The sequence below is a fragment of the Streptomyces sp. TM32 genome, from assembly GCF_004122755.1.
Taxonomy (GTDB): domain Bacteria; phylum Actinomycetota; class Actinomycetes; order Streptomycetales; family Streptomycetaceae; genus Streptomyces; species Streptomyces sioyaensis.
The window spans coordinates 19,041-38,993 of the sequence record NZ_SDIG01000011.1 but is presented as its reverse complement, the minus strand read 5'-3'; the positions used below and the strand labels follow the sequence as shown (position 1 = coordinate 38,993).

15 protein-coding genes are annotated in these 19,953 nt (G+C 70.9%); 8 read left to right on the top strand and 7 right to left on the bottom strand.

The window, feature by feature from the left end; translation table 11 throughout:
- The first annotated feature begins 30 nt into the window (after nt 1–30).
- The 4 genes from EST92_RS31965 (at nt 31) to EST92_RS04755 (ending at nt 7,213) form a co-directional block, all read left to right on the top strand.
- Nucleotides 31–2,403 carry an NACHT domain-containing protein gene (locus tag EST92_RS31965; RefSeq protein WP_254068514.1) on the top strand — a complete coding sequence of 791 codons (2,373 nt, stop codon included), beginning with the start codon at nt 31–33 and terminating at the stop codon, nt 2,401–2,403.
- Between the two features lie 238 nt (nt 2,404–2,641).
- Nucleotides 2,642–3,430: an ABC transporter ATP-binding protein gene (locus EST92_RS04765; RefSeq protein ID WP_129279679.1), complete on the top strand. Its 789-nt coding sequence runs from the start codon at nt 2,642–2,644 to the stop codon at nt 3,428–3,430.
- A 76-nt stretch (nt 3,431–3,506) separates the two neighbouring features.
- Complete coding sequence (locus tag EST92_RS04760; RefSeq protein ID WP_129279678.1) at nt 3,507–6,107, top strand: FtsX-like permease family protein; 2,601 nt, start codon at nt 3,507–3,509, stop codon at nt 6,105–6,107.
- Nucleotides 6,108–6,280: 173 nt separating this feature from the next.
- A complete protein-coding gene (locus tag EST92_RS04755; RefSeq protein ID WP_129279677.1) occupies nt 6,281–7,213 on the top strand; it encodes a squalene/phytoene synthase family protein in 933 nt (310 codons plus the stop codon).
- Nucleotides 7,214–7,239: 26 nt separating this feature from the next.
- Here the strand turns inward: EST92_RS04755 and EST92_RS04750 are convergent, their stop codons facing one another.
- The 7 genes from EST92_RS04750 to EST92_RS04720 all read right to left on the bottom strand — a co-directional run bounded on the left by EST92_RS04750 (nt 7,240) and on the right by EST92_RS04720 (nt 14,304).
- Nucleotides 7,240–8,223, bottom strand: a complete 984-nt coding sequence (locus tag EST92_RS04750) for an aminotransferase class I/II-fold pyridoxal phosphate-dependent enzyme (protein ID WP_161981703.1) — start codon at nt 8,221–8,223, stop codon at nt 7,240–7,242.
- A gap of 122 nt (nt 8,224–8,345) precedes the next feature.
- Nucleotides 8,346–9,170 (bottom strand): alpha/beta hydrolase, encoded by an 825-nt coding sequence (locus tag EST92_RS04745; RefSeq protein WP_129279675.1) that lies wholly within the window; start codon nt 9,168–9,170, stop codon nt 8,346–8,348.
- Between the two features lie 79 nt (nt 9,171–9,249).
- Nucleotides 9,250–11,109, bottom strand: a complete 1,860-nt coding sequence (gene asnB, locus EST92_RS04740; protein WP_129279674.1) for an asparagine synthase (glutamine-hydrolyzing) — start codon at nt 11,107–11,109, stop codon at nt 9,250–9,252.
- Nucleotides 11,110–11,131: 22 nt separating this feature from the next.
- Nucleotides 11,132–11,539, bottom strand: coding sequence for an ester cyclase (locus EST92_RS04735; RefSeq protein WP_129279673.1), 408 nt, complete (start codon nt 11,537–11,539; stop codon nt 11,132–11,134).
- Between the two features lie 44 nt (nt 11,540–11,583).
- Nucleotides 11,584–12,771 carry an acyl-CoA dehydrogenase family protein gene (locus EST92_RS04730; RefSeq protein WP_161981702.1) on the bottom strand — a complete coding sequence of 396 codons (1,188 nt, stop codon included), beginning with the start codon at nt 12,769–12,771 and terminating at the stop codon, nt 11,584–11,586.
- A gap of 68 nt (nt 12,772–12,839) precedes the next feature.
- Nucleotides 12,840–13,682, bottom strand: coding sequence for an SAM-dependent methyltransferase (locus EST92_RS04725; protein ID WP_129279671.1), 843 nt, complete (start codon nt 13,680–13,682; stop codon nt 12,840–12,842).
- Nucleotides 13,683–13,749: 67 nt separating this feature from the next.
- On the bottom strand, nt 13,750–14,304 hold the full coding sequence (locus tag EST92_RS04720) for a DUF2867 domain-containing protein (protein ID WP_129279670.1): 555 nt from the start codon (nt 14,302–14,304) through the stop codon (nt 13,750–13,752).
- Nucleotides 14,305–14,638: 334 nt separating this feature from the next.
- Between EST92_RS04720 and EST92_RS04715 the strand changes: the two genes are divergently transcribed.
- From EST92_RS04715 to EST92_RS04705, 4 genes are all read left to right on the top strand, one after another.
- Nucleotides 14,639–14,824, top strand: coding sequence for a thiocillin/thiostrepton family thiazolyl peptide (locus EST92_RS04715; RefSeq protein WP_129248673.1), 186 nt, complete (start codon nt 14,639–14,641; stop codon nt 14,822–14,824).
- 637 nt (nt 14,825–15,461) lie between these two features.
- On the top strand, nt 15,462–16,310 hold the full coding sequence (locus EST92_RS31285) for an alpha/beta fold hydrolase (protein WP_254068512.1): 849 nt from the start codon (nt 15,462–15,464) through the stop codon (nt 16,308–16,310).
- Nucleotides 16,303–18,948: a lantibiotic dehydratase gene (locus EST92_RS04710; RefSeq protein ID WP_161981700.1), complete on the top strand. Its 2,646-nt coding sequence runs from the start codon at nt 16,303–16,305 to the stop codon at nt 18,946–18,948. The genes EST92_RS31285 and EST92_RS04710 overlap by 8 nt, the downstream gene beginning before the upstream one ends.
- Nucleotides 18,945–19,949 (top strand): lantibiotic dehydratase C-terminal domain-containing protein, encoded by a 1,005-nt coding sequence (locus EST92_RS04705; RefSeq protein WP_129279668.1) that lies wholly within the window; start codon nt 18,945–18,947, stop codon nt 19,947–19,949. Before EST92_RS04710 ends, EST92_RS04705 begins: the two co-directional genes overlap by 4 nt.
- Nucleotides 19,950–19,953: the final 4 nt, after the last annotated feature.

The following is a 19,953-nucleotide window of genomic DNA, read 5'->3' as shown; positions in this document are numbered from 1 at the left end:
GCCGGCGCTCCGTGGCGGAGGGGCAGCGGCGTGAAACGGCCGTCGCCGGCCACCGTGGCACTCGGCGCGATGGTGCCTGTCGTGCGGGTGCTGATGTTGGCCGGTGCCGTGGTGGTGGCGGGGAGCGGTCTGGTCCCCGCCCGGTACGTGCCGTGGGGCCGGGCCGCGGTCATCGCTCTGGCCGTGGTGCTCGTCGTCCGTGAGGTGCGTCGCCGGCGAACCGGCGGCGCACCGGCGGGCCGACCGGCACCGCGCACCGGCGGGACCCGCAACGAGCTGAACGGGATCACGTACGGTCACGCGCTCATGGCCGACGTGATCAGCCAGGTGACGTTCAACGACGTCCGCATGCCCCCGACGTTCAAGGGCACCCTGGACGATGCCGCGGACCGCCTCGCGGAGTCGGTCCGCAAGCAGTGGCGGGACGAGGAGGAACAGCGCAAGGTCCAGGATCCGATCCCGCTGCCGGTGCGCTGGCAGCGGGCGTCCGACGAGCTGACGGACCACTGGTCCAACATCTGCCTCGCGCTGCCCGGGACACTCCCCGTCCCCGGCCCCCTGCCCCTGGCCGGTCAACTGCACGAGATCGTGGACGTGTACCGGCGGATCCCGTCCGCGCGGCTGGTGGTACTCGGCCGGGCGGGATCGGGGAAGTCCGTTTTGACCATACGGTTCGTCCTGGATCTGCTGAAGGCCCGGACCGCGTCGACCGAACCCGTGCCGGTGATCTTCAGCCTCGCGTCATGGGATCCCGCCGTCCCCCTGCGCCGCTGGCTGACCGGCCAACTGGAGCGTGACTACCCCGGGTTGGCGGTGACCGGACCCGGCCCCGGTGCCTCGACACTCGCTGCCGAGCTGGTCGAGCGGGACCGTATCCTGCCCGTCCTGGACGGGTTCGACGAGATCGCCGACGGACTCCACCGCCGCGCGCTGGAGAGACTCAACGGCCACGCGGCCATGCACCTGCTGCTGACCAGCCGCCGCGACGAGTACGCCGCCGCCGTGCGGAAGACCAAGGCACTCACCGCGGCCGCGGTCGTCGAACTGACCGACCTCTCCCCGGCCGACCTGGAGCACTACCTGCCGCGCACGGCGCGCAAGACGACCGCCACCTCGACCGGGTGGGATCCCGTCCTCAGGTCCCTGCGCGCGCATCCGCAGGACCCGGGCGGCGCCCCGCTCGCCGCGGTGCTGACGACTCCCTTGATGGTCGCGCTCGCCCGCACCCTCTACAGCGACACCCCGGACCGCACCCCGTCCGAGCTGCTGGGGACCCGGTTCGCCGCGCCCGAGGCGCTGGAGGACCACCTCTTGGACAACTTCATCCCCAGCCTCTACCAGGACCAGCCCCCCGCTCGGCGCGCCCGCGTCCTGCACTGGCTCGGCTACCTCGCCCAGCACCTGGACCGGCTCGGCACCCGTGACCTCGCGTGGTGGCAGCTGGGCCACAGCCTGCGCGGTCCGTCGCGCATGGGCGTGATCGGGCTGGTGGCCGGTCTGGCCCTGGGGCTCGTGGACGCGCTGGTGATGTGGGCCCTGACCTGGTACGCGTTCGGGTTCGGGCCGGTGCTGGGGCTCATGAACGGGCTCGTGAACGGGCTCTCGTACGCCTCCGTGTCCGCTCTGGTCTTCGGGATCGTGTACGGGCACAGGTACGGGGAGACGGCATGTGAGCCCTCGCGCGTCCGCGTACGGCTGCTCGGCGGCACGAAGGACATGCGCACGGACATGCGCAAGGAGTTCGTCCCGCGGCTGGCGATCGGGCTCGTGGGCGGATTCGGGTTGGGGGTCCTGGTCTGGCTCATGATCGCGCTGGGGTTCGCGCTCGTGGTCGCGGTGCGGGACTCGCCCGGGAGCGCGCTCGCGGCCCTCCTTGCCACCAGGTACGACCAGGGCTTCAACGCCGCGCTCCTGTACGGCCTGTCGGCCGGCCTCGCGTACGCGCTCATGGCCGGGTTGGAAGCCCCGATCCGCATCGAAACCGTCGCCAGCCCCCCTGACCTGCTGCACACCAACCGCACGACCGCGCTCGTCCAACTGCTCGTGCTCGCGCTCGTCCTGGGGATCATGGGCGGGGTGCTGTACTGGACCGGGTGGTTCAGCATCGTCAGTTGGGTCGCCTTCGGGCTCGTGGGCGGTCTGGGAGGCGGGCTGGCGTACGCGCTCAGCATGACCGCCTGGGGGCAGTGGGTGGCCCTCTCCCGTATCTGGCTGCCGCTGACCGGGAGGCTGCCCTGGAACGTGACCGCCTTCCTGGCGGACGCCCACCGGCGAGGCGTGCTGCGGCAGGCCGGCGCGGTCTACCAGTTCCGCCACGTCCGGCTCCAGCACCACCTGACCCGCGCCTCCCGGACCACCTCACACGGCGGTGCGGACCGCGTCCGGGCCGGGCGGGCCGGCTGACGAAGCGAGCCGGCTGACGACGAACCGTGCCGGCTGCCGTACACCGCGGACCGCAGAGGTCGTCCTTCGGGCAACGGCGAGGTCTTCCTTTGGGCAGAGGTGGGGTCTTCCTCGGGGCTGACGCCCGCCCGCCGGGTCCACCCTTCGGCGGGCTGCTGATCCCGCACCTGAGAGCGATGGAATCGGCCACCCGCGCGACCACGATGGAAGCGAGTCGAGCACCCTTCCAGGAGTAGACATGTCGCAGGCAGCCCCCACCCCCACAGCTCCCCAGGCCCCGGACCCCGCCGGTGCCGCCGCGTGCGCCGTCGGCCTGAGCAAGGTCTACGGGGAGGGCGAAACCCGCGTCGTGGCGCTGGATGCGGTGTCGGTGGAGTTCGGACGCGGCCGGTTCACCGCGATCATGGGTCCGTCCGGCTCCGGCAAGTCGACCCTGATGCACTGCATGGCAGGCCTCGACACCATCTCGGCGGGCTCGGTCCGGATCGGCGACACCGAGCTCTCCCGCCTCCATGACCGGCAGCTCACCCGGCTCCGCCGGGACAAGATCGGCTTCGTCTTCCAGGCGTTCAACCTGCTGCCCACGCTGAACGCCCTGGAAAACATCACGCTGCCGATGGACATCGCCGGCCGCAAGCCCGACCAGGAGTGGCTGGACCTGGTCGTAGCGACCGTCGGGCTGTCGGGGCGGCTCCGGCACCGTCCCTCGCAGCTCTCCGGAGGCCAGCAACAGCGGGTCGCCGTGGCCCGCGCGCTGGCGAGCCGACCGGAGATCATCTTCGCGGACGAGCCGACCGGCAACCTCGACTCCCGCTCCGGCGCCGAACTCCTGGGCTTCCTCAGGGAATCCGTACGCGAGCTCGGGCAGACCGTCGTCATGGTCACCCATGACCCGGTGGCCGCCTCCTACGCCGACCGTGTCGTCTTCCTCGCCGACGGACGCCTCATCGACGAGCTCGCCGCCCCCACGCCCGAAGACGTCCTCCACCGGATGCGGCGCTTCGACACCAAGGACCGCACGAGCTGACGCCGGCTCCCACGCCGGCCCCTGCGCCCCTCACCCGTCTCGCGATGTCCCTGTCGCGTACCTCCAGGACCACCACATGCTGCGTACCGCCCTGCGCAACGTCCTTGCGCACAAAGCCCGATTGATGATGACCGCGCTCGCGGTGCTGCTCGGCGTCGCCTTCGTCTCCGGCACCCTCGTCTTCGGCGACACCACGGCCAACGCCTTCCGCACCGCCTCCGCCGCCAGCCTCAAGGACGTCGCCGTCGCCGTGCAGGCGCAGATGTCCGCACCGGAGCCGCTCCCCGCCGGCGGCCCGGCCAAGGGCGGGGAGGGCCGGTCGACCACCGTGCTGGACGCCGCCCTTGCGCAGAAGATCCGCGCGCTGCCCGGCGTCACCGCCGTACGTCCCACCGTCAACGGGGAGGCCATCCTGGCCGACAAGGACGGCCGTCCGGTCAACGCCGACAACCCCGAAAAGCACCTCGCCACGAACTACCAGCCCGGCGCGGCCGGTAAGGACAGCCGCTTCCCGCTGAAGGAGGGCCGGGCGCCCGCCGCCGCCGGCGAGCTGGCCCTGGACGCCAAGACCGCCGAGAAGGCCGGCTATCGGATCGGCGACACCGTCCGCTTCGCCACCGACGGGCCCGCGCTGGCCAAGAAGCTGGTCGGCATCGTCACCACCGACGATCCGCGGGTGGCGGCCGGCAGCACGCTGGCGCTGTTCGACACCACGACCGCGCAGAAGCTGTTCCTCACCCCGGGCCGGTTCCACGAGATCGCGGTCGCGGCGCGGCCCGGCACCGACGAGCGTGCGCTGACCGCCCGGGTGCAGGCCCTGCTCCCCGCCGACGGGGCCACGGCCACCAGCGGCGCCGACCTGGCCGCCCAACAGTCCGCGCAGATCACCGCGGACACCCAGTTCCTGACCAAGACGCTGCTGGCCTTCGCGGGCATCTCGCTGTTCGTCGGCGTGTTCATCATCGCCAACACCTTCACCATGCTGGTCGCCCAGCGCAGCCGCGAGATCGCGCTGATGCGGGCGGTGGGCGCCTCACGCCGCCAGGTCGTACGCTCCGTCCTCATCGAGGCCGCCCTCGTCGGGCTCGGGGCCTCCGCCGCCGGATTCGCGCTCGGCCTGGGGATCGCTGCCGCGCTGCGCCCGCTGCTCGGCGCCGGGGACGCCGGGCTGCCCGCCGGCCCGCTGGTCGTCTCGCCCCAGGCCGTGCTGTCGTCGTTGGCGGTCGGCGTCGTCGTGACCGTCCTGGCCGCCTGGCTGCCGTCCCGCAAGGCCGCGAAGGTCGCACCGGTCGAGGTGCTCAGCAATGCCGGCGTGGCGCCGCCCGCCCGCACCCTGCGGGTCCGCAACGTGCTCGGCGCGCTCCTGACCGGGCTCGGCATCCTGGTCATGGGCTACGTCACCACGCTCGACACCACCGACAAGTCGAACCTGCTGATCGCCATGCTCGGCTCCGTCCTGACCCTGAACGGCGTGATCGTCCTCGCCCCGCTGCTCTCCCGCCCGCTGATCACCCTGGCCGGCAAGGTCACCACCCGCTTCTTCGGCGTCAGCGGCAAGCTGGCCAGGGAGAACGCGCTGCGCAATCCGCGTCGTACCGCCGCCACCGCCTCGGCCCTGATGATCGGGCTCACCCTGATCACCGGTCTCACCGTCGGCGGATACTCCACCCAGCAGGCCATGGACGCGGAGGCGGCCCATGGCACCACCGCCGACTTCCAGATCAGCAACAGCAACCACACCGGCTTCGTGCCCACCGACGCGGCCAAGGTGGCCAAGGTGCCGGGAGTCGCCACCGCCGCGCCCCTCACCGGCGGAAACTTCCGGGCACGTGGCCAGTACGCCGGGATCGCCGGGACCGACCCGGCAGCCTTCGCCAAGGTCGCGGACCTGACGTTCCGCGAGGGTTCACTGGCGGGCATCCGCGCCGGCACCGTCGCGGTGTCCGACGAGTTCGCCCAGAAGACCGGTGCCGGCGTGGGCGACACGCTCGATGCCGCCACCGACCCCACGGAGCCCGGGCAGCACCCGACCACGAAGAAGCTGAAGATCGTCGCCGTGTACGAGGCGAACCCCGCGGTGCCCCAGGCGCTGGGCACCCTGCACGACGTCCTGCCGTACAGCGCCACCCACACGCTCGACAGCATCATGGTCAAGACCGGGCCCGGCACGGCCGGTTCACCGGAGCACGACATCCGCGAGGCGCTCGGCAACAGCCCGCTGCTCAAGGTCCAGAACACGGAGCAGATCACCAAGGAAGCACGCAAGAACCTCACCACCGCCCTCAACATGATCTACGGGCTGCTCGGCATGGCCGTCGTCATCGCGGTCCTGGGCGTCATCAACACCCTGGCCCTGTCGGTCATCGAACGCACCCGGGAGATCGGGATGCTGCGTGCCATCGGACTCGACCGCGCCGGCATCAAGCAGATGGTCCGCCTGGAGTCCGTGGTGATCTCCCTGTTCGGCGCGCTCCTCGGCATCGGCACGGGCACCTTCCTGGCCTGGGCCGGCGGCCACCTGATGACCAGGTCGGTGGCGACGTACGAGACGGCTCTGCCGTGGGCCGAGCTCGGCCTCTTCCTCGCGCTGGCACTGCTGATCGGCGTCCTCGCGGCCATCTGGCCGGCCCGCACGGCCGCACGGCTGAACATGCTGCAGTCGATCCAGGCGCACTAGGGGGAGCGGCGGCTTCGTGCCCCGTTGCCGTCCCCATGGAGGGGCGGCAACGGGGCAGCGGCGGGGCAGCAATTCGGTGTTCCGGGTGGGCATGGTCGGATGGACAGCGACCGGAGAAGGACCATGCGCGGCGTCCGCCCACGGGACCAGCCGCACCACAGAAGGAACGCCGGATGAGCATGTGGACCACCAGGCTGGATGCCGCGGGCATTCACGACCCGCAGCTGCGCGAGGACTTCACCCGGCAGCGTGCGCTGGTAGCCGGTTACAAACGCGCGGCCTATATCGCCGTCCTTCTGCTCCTGCCGCGTCCGCTGGCCCCCCACATGATCGCGGCCACCGCGTTCATGCACCACACCGACAACCTTCTCGACCACGGCCCGCTGCACCGGCGCGCCGCCGCCTACGCGGCGTGGGAGGAGGAGGTGAACCAGGCCATCGCCACCGGCGCCGGCGACCACCCCGTGATCCGCCCGCTCCTGCACACCGCCGCCCGTCACCCCCGGCTCCTCGGGCACGTCAAGGACTACCTGCGCACCGCGGCCACCGACCTCGAATTCACCGGCTTCGCCACGGAGTCGGACTACCAGCGCTACCTCGACGCGTACTCCCTGCCGGCCTTCATGCTGGTGGCCGGCCTGCTGGTGTCCGGTGACGAACCCGCCGGCTACCGCGCCGCCTGCCGCACCTACATCGACGGCAGCCAGCGACTCGACTTCGTCAACGACCTCGCCGAAGATCTGGCCGAGGACAGGCTGACCATTCCTCAGGACACGCTGGCGAGCCATGGCGTGACCCGTACCGACCTCGTCGACGCCCGGGACACCCCCGCAGTCCGCGCTCTGTTGCGGCACCTCCTCCACCAGGCACGCGCCGACCTGGCCGCCAGTCACCGTGTGATCGAGTTCCTGCCTGCCGCCCACCGTCCCTTCGTCCGGGCCCTGATAGCCCTGGAAAAGGCCACCGTCGACGCGGCCGGGGCCAAGGGGCCCGGCCTCCTGACCTCCGCTGCCCGCCCCGCCGTTCCCGCCCTGTTGACGATCCTCACGCGCGAATACCGCCATGCGCGCCGGCTGCGGCGTTCGCGTGCGGAGGGCTCCGAGTGAACCGGGTCAGTGAAGGGGGTCCGGGGTCACGCCGACGCCAACCCGGCCGACGCAGCGGCGAATTGGGCGCTGAAACGCAGCAATGCGTCGGTTGCCTGCGGCTCGCCCACCGTGATGCGTACGCCCTCCTCGCCGACGGCGCGTACGAGAATCCCCTGGCGAGCTGCCGCCGCGGCAAAGGCAGGGGATCGTGGGCCCAGCGGCAGCCAGCAGAAGTTCGCCGCGGACGGTGTGACGTCCCAGCCTTGGTGGCGAAGCCCTTCGGTGAGGCGACCTCGTTCGGCGATGACACGATCCACCTGCCGCAGGACCTCGGGCCGACGGGCGAGGGCGGCGCGTGCCGCGGCCTCTGCGATCGTGCTCACCGAGAACGGCAGCAGCCTGTTGCGCAGGGTGTGTGCGAGGTCCCGCGGGGCCAGTGCGTAACCGACGCGCAATCCGGCCAGTCCATATGCCTTCGAGAAGGACCGCAGCACCACCATGTTCGGGATGTCGTGATACACCTCCGGCCCGTTGAGGGTGTCCTGGCCGCCGGCGAATTCGCGGTACGCCTCGTCCAGGACGAGGACCACGTGCTCCGGGACCTCGCGGAGGAAGGCGAGCATGCCGGCAGTGTCGAGGGCGGTGCCGGTGGGGTTGTGCGGATTGCACAGCACGAGTGCGCGGGTGTGGGGGGTGATGCCGTCCAGCATCCTCGGCAGGTCGTGTGTGTGCTCCTTGAGCGGGACTTCCACGGGCCTGGCGCCCGCTGCGTTCACGACCAGGCGATAGGCGTCGAAGGACGGCCGCGCGTAGATCACCTCGTCGCGGGGCCGGGGCGCCGCCCACTGGATGACGTGCTGGAGGATCGCGGCGGAGCCGGGGCCGACGACCACCTCGTGGTCCGGTACGGAGTAGAGGCCCGCTATCGCTTCGGTCAGCTGGCGGGAGAAGGGGTCGGGGTAGCGGTTCGCCCCGTGCAGTGACTCCCGGAGCACGTCTTCCAGGTGGGCGAGGGGGACTGCCGGCATCTCGTTCAGGGACAGCTGATGCCCTGCTCCGTGAGGTGTGGCAGCGCCGGGATGTGCCGGGCCGGCGGCTCTCGTCATGAAAAACCTTCCTCGGTGATCGACCCGCGCTCCGGCGGACGTCATCAGGGGTGCGTGGGGACCTTGAGGGCGTCGTCGAGGAACGCCGTCGTATCGGCGAGGGCGCGGTCCTGGTCCGAGTCGTGGAAGATGCCGTGCAGCGCTCCGTCGTAGACCCGTTCCGTGAGGTGGAAACCGCGGAGCCTTTCGATTCCGCTCCTGGTCTCTTCGAGCTGGGCCAGTGGATCGGCGTCGCCGTGCAGCCAGAGGGTCGGCAGGAAGGACAGGCTGCCCCCGTCGTTGATCCGGTCCAGGCACGTGACGACGGACTCCAGGGTCCTGCGCACGAAGGCCCCGTGCCAGATCAGCGGGTCCTCGTTGTAGCGGGCGGCCTCGGCGGGGTCCCGGGACATCACCGAGCCGACGTCCATCGGCATGTCGGGAATCTCGTCGAAGGCCAGGAGAGAGGTCGCCGTGTGCCAGGAGCCGAGCACGGGCGCGACGAGGACGAGTGCGGAGAGGTCGTCGGGACGGCGTTGCGCGTAGCGGGCGGCCACCATCCCGCCGATCGAGTGCCCGATCATGACGACGGGGAGGCCCGGGTGGTCGGCGCGCGCCTGTTCCAGGACCGTGCCGACGTCCTCGACGAGTTCGTCGTAGTCCGTGACGAGTGCGCGTTGGCCGTCCGACCGCCCGCTTCCCATGTGGTCCGGGGCGTAGACCGCGGCGCCGTGCCGGTTCAGGGCGCGCGCCAGATGCCCGTACCGGCCGGCATGGTCGGCGTAGCCGTGCACGAATACCGCAAGGTACCTGGGCGTCGGATGCGGCCAGATGTGTGTGTGGATCGGGTGCCGGACACCGGTGAACCGGCGCGCCGTGACCTCGGTCATCGCTCTCACTCCCCTTTCGTGGGCGTTCTTTCGTGCGGTGCGGTTCCCGCCCGGCTCACGTCGGCCCGGCGGTACGGCGTCATTCCGCGAGTTCCACCTGGTAGTCGCGCATCCAGTCATTGATCTTGATGAGGGACTCGAACCCGACCCGCAGGAAGCGGAGTTCCTCGGGAGAGGCCTTCCGCACGGTGTCGAAGGCCTTCGCCGCGCTCTGCTCGTCCATCAGCGCGCGCACCGGCGCTCCGGCATCGTCCATGAGAGCGCCGAGCCTGCCCTTGAGCAGCTGGTCGTACGCCGGGTCGGCAATCGTCGGGTAGGGCTCTTTCTTCCTGGTGAGAACGGACTCGGGGAGGTCGGGGGCCACGGCCGCGCGCAGCAGGCTCTTCTCGCGCCCGTCGAAGGACTTCATCGACCACGGCACGTTGAAGACGTACTCCACCAGGGAGTGGTCGCAGAAGGGCACCCGCACTTCCAGGCCCACCGCCATGCTCATCCGGTCCTTGCGCTCCAGGAGCATCGGAAGGAAGCGGGTGAGGAAGAGGTGGTTGACGGTGCGCATGCGCCGGTCGGGTTCCGGCTCCCCGGGCAGGACGGGGACGGCGGCGATCGCGTCCGCGTAGCTGTCGGCGCGGTACTCGTCCAGGGAGAGACGTTCGGGCAGTGCGGGGTCGAGGAACGCCGGGCCCTGGGCGGCGCCGGCGCCGGCCGCGTACATCCAGGGGAACGTCCGCGCACGGGTCGCCTGCTCATCGTGGAACCAGGGGTAGCCACCGAAGAGTTCATCGGCGCCTTCGCCGGACAGCGCCACCGTGGAACGCTGCCGAATCGCCTTGAACAGCAGGTACAAGGACGTGTCCATATCGGCGAGGCCCTGGGGCAGGTCGCGGGCACGGAGCACGGCGGCGCGGGCCGCGGGATCGGACAGCAGTTTCGCGTCGAGCACGATGGACTCGTGGTGGGCGCCGATGTGGCCGGCCAGTTTCGCCGCATGGTCGGCGTCGTCGGTGAGCGCGGACCCACCGGTGACCGGCAGCGCCTGGTGGCCGGACGGGGCGAAGCCGACCGAGAAGCACTGGAGAGGGGGTTGTCCGCTCGGCCGCAGCGCCTGCGCGGCGAACGCCGCCACGGAGCTGGAGTCCAGGCCGCCCGACAGCAACGAACACAATGGCACGTCCGCGACGGTCTGACCCGCGACGGCCGCCTGCAGCAAGGCACGCACCCGGCCGACGGTGGTGTCGACGTCGTCGTCGTGCGGGCGTGCCGGGAGCTCCCAGTAGGCGGTCTCGGTGAGGTTTCCGCGGGAGACCCGGACGAGGTGTCCCGGGCGGACCTGGAACATGCCGTCGAAGATCGCGTGCCCCGGTGTGTTCACCCACGTCATGAGCTCCCGCAGGCCGGCCGGGCTCAGCCGGGCCCGCGCCTCGGGATGGGCCAGGATCGCCTTCGGCTCGGATCCGAAGAGCACCCCGTCCGACGTGGGGTAGTAGTAGAGCGGTTTGATGCCCAGCCGGTCACGGACCAGCAGCAACTCCCGGCGGCGGGTGTCCCAGAGCGCGAAGGCGAACATCCCGGTGAGGTGCCGGGTGAAGTCGGTCCCCCACTCCAGATAGGCACGGAGCACGACCTCGGTGTCGCTGTCGGTCCGGAACGAGTGGCCGGCGCCGCGCAGCCGGTTCCGCAGTGCGGCGAAGTTGTAGACCTCTCCGCTGTAGGAGAGGACGGCGGCGACCTCGCCGTCTTCCTCGGCGGTCATGGGCTGCGTGCCGCCCGCGAGGTCGATGACGGCGAGCCGCCGGTGCCCCAGGGCGACGTGGCTGCCGTACCAGACGCCCTCGGCGTCCGGGCCGCGGCAGGCCATGGTGTCCGTCATCGCCTGCACGGCGGAGCGCTCCGCGCCGGGGTCCCGTTCGAAGGCCACCCAGCCCGCGATTCCACACATCGTCTCTTCCTCCCCTCGCCGGTCAGGCCGGCAGCGCACCGAGCTGTCGATGCAGTCCGAGCAGGTCCATCTCGTCCCAGTGCTGGGCGAACAGGCCGTCCTCGACGAGGAAGATGTCGATGAGACCGACCGAGAAGCGCTTGCCGGACGGCGGGATGTCCAGGATCGTGCCGACCTGTCGGCCGCTGAAGGTCATGCGGGCGACGACCTTGTCGCCCTCGACGACGAGGTCGTCCAGGGTGAGGCGCAGGTCCTCCACCGACGCCGCCCAGCGACGGACCGCTCCCCGCATTCCTTCGATACCGCGCTCGACCGCCGGGTTGGGGTGCCGGTAGTCCGGATGCAGACAGCGGTCCAGGTGCTTCGGGTTTCCTTCGTTGTACGCCGCCAGGAAATGTTCCATGAGGTGCAGCGCGGCTTCTCGGTCCACGGGTGGTCGCCTTCCGATGTACTGAACTCGGTCCGGAGTGCTGATCAGGGGGTGCCGTCGGGAGCCGGCTCGGCGAGCCGGTCCAGCCGCGGCGGGTGCGTCGGGGCCACCTCGGCACCGAGCGTGGTCGCGGCGATCAGGTCACAGGCGTCGGCGTTGCTGTACGGGTGCATGGTCCCGGCGCGCACGTCCCGGTGGGCACGCTCGTACACCGAGCCGGGCCGCAGTGCCGGTGTGCCGATGATCCTGATCACGCGGTCGACGACCTCCACGGCGTGGTTGGTGCCGACGGTCTTGGCCAACACGACGCGTGCGGTGCCGTGTTGGATGCTCAGCTCGGTCCACAGGCCATTGCCCATGACCTCACGGGTGGTCCGTTCGATGAGGGCGCGGGAGGTCTCGATCAGCGCCTCGCACTCGCTGATCTCGGCCCGTACGTAGGGCCGGTCGTCCCAGCCGCGGCTCAGGACGTCCCGCACGCACTGCTCGAAGGCTCCGACGGCCACGCCGAGATAGACCGCAGCGAAGGTGGGCATGGCCCAGCCCCACACGGTCTGGAGCAGCGAACCGTCCAGGGTGCCGACGGGGAAGCTCGTCAGGACGTTCTCCTCCGGCACCATGACGTCGCGGAGTTCGATGTTCTCGCTGCGGGTGGCCCTGAGGGCCGAGGTGTTCCAGGTGCCGTCCAGGACCCGGACGCCGGGGCTGTCGGCGGGAATGCGGAACACCAGGACCTGCGGACCGTCCGGGTGCTCGCGGTACTCCGCCATCGACGTCATGTGGGTCATGACGGCCGAGCCGGTGCCGAAGGTCTTGTCCCCGGTGACGAGGTAACCGCCGTCCACCCTCCGGGCCTTGGCCCCGGTGCTCCGGACGAGCGCGTGCCCGGGCTCCGCGGTGGCCCCCATGAGGATCACCCGTCCGTCCACGATGTCCCTGAGCGTCCGCCGGGCGCGCTCGTCGCCCGTGGTCCGCCAGTTCCTGGCCATCTGGCCGGCCATCGAGAGGTGCATGTTCACGGCGAGCGCCGTGGAGGCGCAGCCGGCGGCCAGGCGTTCCTGGGTCAGGGCCATGTCGCCGAGGGTGCCGCCCAGACCGCCGAGTTCCTGCGGGACGGTCAGGGCCAAATAGCCGGCATCGCGGAGCTCGTCGATGTTCTGGTGCGGGAACTCGGCCTTCCGGTCGTACTCGGCGGCCCGCTCGCGGAAGGCCACCGCCAGTTCCTCTGCCATCGCGACATACCGTTGCCGTGCCGGCTGGGTGATCAGAGGGCGCATAAAGACTCCAGCTGTAGGGGTGCTCACCCGGAGGGTGCCGGGTCCGCGAGGTCGGCCGAGATCAGCCAGGTACGGGCGGCTCCGGGGGTGGCGCGCGGGGGTGTCCGGGGAACCAGTCGCCCTGCCGCCTCGGCCAGTTCGCCGGGTTCGCGCACGACGGCATGCCAGCCCCGGCCGCCGAGCCACGTCTCGGGGTCGGCCACGCCGGACAGCCAGGGGCGCCCCTCGTCACGCATGGTCCGCAACCACTCCTGCATCCACGGTGCGCGGTACAGGTCGGTGTTGACGTGCTCCAGAAAGCAGGCGCTGCCGGCGGCGGAGAGCGCGGTCACCCGGTCGACCACCGTATTCACCTGCGGCTCGGTCAGGTAGTAGAGCACTCCCTCGACCAGCCACGCCGTGCGGAGGTCACTGCGGAACCCCGCGTCGACCAGCGCGGACGGCCAGTCGTCGGTGAGGTCGGCACCGACCGCGATCCGCCGACACCGGTCGGTGGTCAGGGAGGTGCGGGACAGGAAGGCGGCCTTCTCCTCGACGGCCGCGGGCAGGTCCACCTCATAGAGGGTGACGCCCGGTGGCCAGGGAAGTCTGAAGGCCCGGCCGTCCATGCCGGCGGCCAGCACGACGACCTGCCGGGCCGGGCCGGTGGTCACGGCGCGCAGCAGGCAGTCGTCGAAGAACCTGGTGCGTACGGCGAGGACGTCGTAGCGGGAGCTCGGTTCGGACCGCAGACGGGCGTAGAGGTCCGGTTCGGTGCGACGGACGAATTCCACCGCGAGCGGGTCGTGGAACAACCGGTCGTCACGCAGCGATTCAGCTGCCCTGGCGCAGGCGATCCAATGGGCGGTCTCGATCAAACTCGACATGGTGCTCTTCTCGCCGGAGCCGGGCGGTGGCGCGCCCGGCAAGGGGCACCACCGGTCCGCGGCCGTCTCAACGGGCCTGGGCCGCGATGTCGTCGTCCCCGAGCACGCGGGACAGTCCGCGACGGAGCGACCAGTGCAGGATCTCCGTCTGGTTGTGGCGGAACTGGTTCCAGTAGTCGTCGCCCGCCTTGTTCCTGGTGCGCAGCACGACACCGATGTACGCCTTGCCGTCGGCGACGATGAAGGACATCCGGTGTTCGAGCAGCTTGTCCGTGTCGCCGAGGAGCACTTCGCGCTCGCTGGCCTCGAACACCTCGTAGGGGCCCAGGCGTTCGCCCACCGTGGGCAGCGGCTGGTCCCGCGTGCTGCGCATGGTGTTGGGCTTGACCCCGAACGGGCGGAGGACCAGGGCCTGGACGCGGATCCAGAGGTCGATCAACCAGAACGCCCGCTCCGGTGTCAGGCTGGGGCGGTCCATGGCCAGCCGGGCGAGCTCTCTCGCATCAACCTTTTCCTGGTCCGGAATTAATGATTCCGCCGCTTCGGCGTGGGTGTATTCCCCACTGTCACGGAAACCTGCGAGAGCCGTGTCGTCCGGTATTGAACAACTAGCTACTTCCATTGTGGATCCCCCAAGTGTGGCGCCGATGCCCTCCAGGCCTCAAGGCGCCAATGCGTCCGAAATCAACGACGTGAACTAACGCATCACCGGGGCGAATCTAACACCTAAAAGTGATCTTCTAGGGGGCTATCCGCGAATTTTACCAGTGTGGCGTGCGTCACATCGTCTTGTTCGGGATAGCCCCCTTGTGCGGCAGAAGTTCGGATGCCTATGGTCGGCCTCAGCCGGGTGACAAGAGTCCCGGGGGGCCGGCTGCAAATTATGTTTTACGTGGCCGGCCGCATGCGGCGCGATCGACGCGACCGCAAATTTGCCGAAAGGTAAGGTGAACGGCATGAGCACTGCCGCCATCGTCGGCCAGGAGATTGGTGTCGACGGCCTGACGGGCCTGGATGTCGACGCCCTGGAGATCAGCGACTACATGGACGAGACGCTCCTCGACGGCGAGGACCTGTCCGTGACCATGGTCTCCTCCGCTTCGTGCACCACCTGCATCTGCACCTGCAGCTGCAGCTCCTGAATCACGCTGCTGTGCGGGGTCCGACCCCGCAGCCTTCGGTCCTGCCTGCTCCAATCTGGCAGGCCCGAGGGCCCAGCAGCGGAGGACGAGGAGGGGGGACGGCATGCCCACTGTTGCCATCGTCGGCCAGGACGTTGGCGTGGCAGGCCTGACGGCCTGGATGTCGACGCTCTGGAGACCTGCGAGTACGTGGACGAGGCGCTGCCCGACTGCGAGGGCCTGACCGGTGACGTTGATCGGCCCCGTCTCGTGCACCACCCGCATCCGCTCCGGTCGGTGCAGCTCCTGAGCTGAGCACCGGCGCGGGGTCCGCCCCCCGCCGCCCTCGGACCTGCCCGCTCCAATCGGGCAGGTCCGGGGCTCCGGCTCGGACGATATTCCCGTGCCAGGGCGATACGGGAGCCGAACGGCGGCCAGGCCGTCGGCTCCTGTCACCGTCTTTACTATGCCTGATCACGGTGTCCGTGGACCACCGCGGTCCAGTCTGTGTTCGGCATTCCCTTTTACGCCCTGCGGCGGCTGTTTATCCGGCCCTTCATGTGGTCGAGATCAGGTTCATTAATTCGGTCGAGGCGAGGCCGGGCATGGAGCGTGATTCCGGCGTGCGCGGACGGGGGTACCGCCGTGCCGCCGGGATATGAATTCTGCTTTGACCGGCCATGCTCTGCTTCCGGTAACAGAAAGCTGGTATCACGTGCGACCCGTAATCCTGGTGCACGGTCTATTGGGCACGGAGGATGCTCATTATGCTGGGTGCCGGCGTTGGTGGAGACACTCCGTTACCGAAATACGTCTTCCGGGCCACGGAGCCGGTGGCGAGGTCCCGTCACATCCCGCCGCGGCGGCGATAGACCGCCTCCGAGAGGCGATCGGCGAACAGTCGCAGCCGCCCGTCGTCGTGGGGCTTTCCTACCTGGGTGCCGCCGTGGCATTCCGGGCCGCGGAGAGCGCTCCGGACACGGTGGCCGGGGTCGTCATGTCGGGGTATTCGTTCCTGGTGTCGCCGGACACCCTGAATCGCTGGCTGGCGGGTTTCACCAGAATGGCGACGCACCAGCAGGGCTCCCGCAACCACTTCGCCGAACTGCACGGCGAGAAGTGGGAGAAGCTGCTCACCGCGACCTTCGACGAACTGTCCGACGGGTGCCTGCGGCTGCCCGACGTGGACGACCTCACCCGCGTCGAGACCCCGGTCCAACTCGTCAACGGGGCGCTGTTGCAGAACGAGCGGAACGCGATCGGTCCGGCGGCCGCCGCGGGCGCCGATGTCGCGGTCGTTGCCGGCGCCGGACACGTGGTACCGGTGGACGCGCCGCGCGTCTTCGCCGCCACCGTCGAGGAGTTCGCCGCGCGCGTCGACGCCGGGCGCACCGCCTTCCACGAGCGGCGGCGCGCCGCCGAGCGGGCCGCGCAGGGTGACGTCGCCGCCGGGCAAGCCGGGCAAGCCGCGGCAGCCGCGGAAGCCGGGGAAGCAGCCCATGTCTAGGCCGGGGATCAGGTACGCCGGATACGGCGTGGTGCGCGTCTGCTCGCAGCCGGTCGATGTCGTGGCGCAGCTCTCCTCGCGCGAGGTCGCCCGCCTCTGCGACGAGCTCAGGGAGCTGCGGCGCGACTGGCAGGACCGGGCGCCGCGGGTGGCGGAGGAACTCACCTCGCTGGTACCGGAGCTGGCCGATCGCGAGCAGCGCCGCGCCGTGCTCGCGCTGCGCCGACGCCTGCACCGCGCGGCGGACGTGCCGGCGGCAGCGCTCGACGCCCTCGACCTGCCCGGTGGGGCCGGCGTGGGCGGTGCCGCGGAGCTGCGTGCCCTGGCCGCCGCGCGCGACGACCTCACCGCCCGGTGGGAGGACGCGTACGAGGCGGCACTCCGCACGGAGCAGAAGGTGCTGGCCTCCGCGGCCCTGGACCGCTCCCTGCGTGCGGGTGCCCAGCTCAGCGCGGACGGCCTGCTGCACAACATGGACCGTTACGCCGCCGCGGTCGCCGACGGCACCGCGCACGGCAAGCGGGACCGGATGACCGAGTCCACCGTGCTCAACCTGCTGACGCGGAGCGCCCTCAAGCCGTCCCCCTTCGGCCAGTTGGTCCGCACCCGGCCGGTGCTCCTCCAGGACGCGGTGGCCGACGTGCCCTCGACCGAGCTCGACGCGGACGCGCAGGTGTCCGTCTGCCGGCTGCCCCGCCAGCTCGTGAGCTGGGTGGAACGCTCGCTCGCCGACCACCCCACGTTCCGGTCCGCGGCGGTTCTGCGCCGGGCACCGGTGGTGGGATCGTCGAGCGAGGGAGTCGTCTTCCTCCTCCGGGGCCGGGACGGCACCCACGAGCCGGCCGCCAAGGAGCGGCTCGTGCGGGTCCCGTCCAGCGCGGTGGTCACCGAACTCCTCGCGTTGTCGGCCGACTTGGCGGTACCCGAGCGGGACGTGCGGGCACGGTGCGCCGCGCTTCCCGACGTGGATCCGGCCGCCGCGCACACCGCGCTCGACACGTTGATCGAGCAGGGCGTGCTCGCCCGCGACCTGGGGGTGGGGGACCAGCATCCGCACCCCGTCGCGCGGCTGGTCGCCTTACTTCCCCAGGACTGCGACGCCGGCCTCCGGGAGTGCGTGGACCGGATGGCCGCCGCCGAGTCCGCGTTCGAAACCGCCGGGCTCGAACGGCGGGAGGAGTTCATCGCTCAGATCAAGCGGCAGGTCGCCGAGGTCGCCGAGCGGTGCGGGGTCGCCACCCCACCGATCGACGCGGCACGCACACTCCTGTACGAGGACACGGTCGTGGCCACGCCACGCACCGAGCCCGCCGACCGCTGGCAGCGGCACCTGCCCGCCCTGTCCCACTGGCACCGGCTGCTTCCGCTCTTCGACGACGCCGCCCACGTCCGGGCGATCGTCGCCGACGTGGTCAGGACGCGGTTCGGCCCCGGCCCGCACCGGCTCCTCACGCTGTTCGCGGCGCTGTCCTCGGCCAAGGTGCAGCTGCTGCTCACCCAGCGGCTGACCGATGTCTCCGCCCCGCTGCCGACGCAGCTGCGCACCCTGCAGGACGCGGTGTACGAGCTGGCCCGCCCGGACGACGGCGCCGAGGCGGTGATCGATCCGCGGCGGGCCGCGGAGCTCGCCGAGGGCCTTCCGCCGTGGATACCCCGGTGGTCCCGCGCGAGCTGGAGCGTGCAGCACGATGCGTCCCCCGACGGCGGGCTGCTCGTCGTCAACGGCGGCTCGATCGGCTTCGGACGCGCCATCTCACGGTTCCTGCCCTCCTACGCCGCGGTCGGTGACGGCGGATTCGGCGAGCTGGTCCGGGCGGAGATCGCCCAGGACGACCGCGCCTCCGCGCCGCTGACCGATCTCTCGGCCGTGCTCGGCATCAACGCCAATGTGCACTCCCCGCTCTTGGGCAGCTACCTGCGCTACCCCTGCGCGACCCCGGAGGAGTGGGGCGGGGACCCCGGCGTCTCCCTGGAGGAGTGCTGGGTCGAGTTCGACGAGGGCACCGGCCGGCTGCTGCTCCGCCGGGGCAAGGACGGCCCGCCCCTGCGGCTGGTGATGCTGAACTTCCTGCTCAACGAACTCGCGCCGCGCTTCTACCAGTTCCTCAACTTCTTCGGCGCGGGCAGCCTGGCCAACCTCGCCTGGTGGGACCGGGTCGATCAGCGCCGCGGCGACCCGCACACCGTCCGCCACTACCCGCGGGTCCGCTCCGGGAGCCTGGTCCTGGCGCGCCGGACCTGGAAGGTCCCCGCCGACCGGCTCCCGGACGTCGCCACCGGGAACGGCGCCGACGCGTTCGCGGAGGTGCGGCGCTGGCAGGAGTCGCTGGGGCTCCCGGACCGCGTCTTCTACCGCGGCTTCACCCTCCCCGACCCGCTCGTCCCGACGTCGGAGGAGGAGCAGCACACCTGGGCGCGGACGCTCGCACGCTTCCCGACCTCGGCCGAACGCAAGCCCACCTTCCTGGACTTCACCAGTGTCACCAGTGTGCGCGCCTGGCGGCGGGCACTGCGCCGGTGCCAGGGAGACCTGACGTTCCAGGAGTGCCTGCCGACGGTGGGCGACGACGGCGCACAGGGCCACCGCGAGCGGCTCACCGAGGAGTTCATCATCGAGACCACTGAGGGGGCACGGTGAGTACCGACACTGCGCACTCCTGGCTGTCCTGCCACGTCTTCCACCACGGCGACACCGATCCGTTGCTCACGGATCTCCTCCTGCCCATGGTCGACGAGCTGCGCGGCGCGGGACGCCTGGAGCGCCACTTCTACCTGCGCCACTGGGAGCGCGGTCCGCACGTCCGGCTCCGGATGCAGGTGCCGGCGGAGCAGCACGTCGACGTCCGGGCCGAAGTAGAGCGCCGGATCGTCGACCACCTGGAGCGGCATCCCGGCCCCGCCGATACGGATCCGGTGCGGCTGCGGGATGCGCTCCGCCACCTCAGCGCGCTGGAGCACGGTGACGCCTCCGACGCCCTCATGCAGACCCCGGAACCGCCGAACACGGTCCGCTGGATCGACTACCGGCCCGAGACGGCCAAGTACGGCGGACCGGAAGGCGTCGAGATCGCGGAGGACGTCTTCCACGCGAGCTCGCTGCTGACCGGGCAGGTGCTCCGGCTGGTCCGCAACGACCGGGCGCGCCTGGGGATCTCCCTCCAACTGCTGCTCCTGGCCTCGCGGGCGCTGGGCTTCGGGCCGGACGACCGCGCCCTCTTCCTCCGCACCTACCACGAGCGCTGGGCCGCGTACGTCTCGGACGACCGCCTGCTGGCCGCCTGGAGCGAGCAGTACCGGCTGCAGCGCGCGGACTACGCGAAGCTGATCGCCGGCCTGGACACCGGCGAACCCATCGGCAAGGGACTGGGCGAGCGGTGGGAGCGCACGCTCGTCCAGGCCCTGGAGCGGCTGCGCCCGCTCGTGGCGGCAGGGCGGGTGTGGCCGGCGGAGACCGACCGCTCGGCACCCCCCGTGGTCGCGCTCGCGACCCTCGTCAGCCAGTACCTCCACACCACCAACAACCGGATGAACGTCCGCCCGCAGGGCGAATGCTTCGTCGCCTACCTGGCCTGCCGGGCGGCGGAGGAGCAGGGCGCGAGCCGGTCCCGCCCGGTGCCGGCCGCACAACGACAGGGATGAGTGC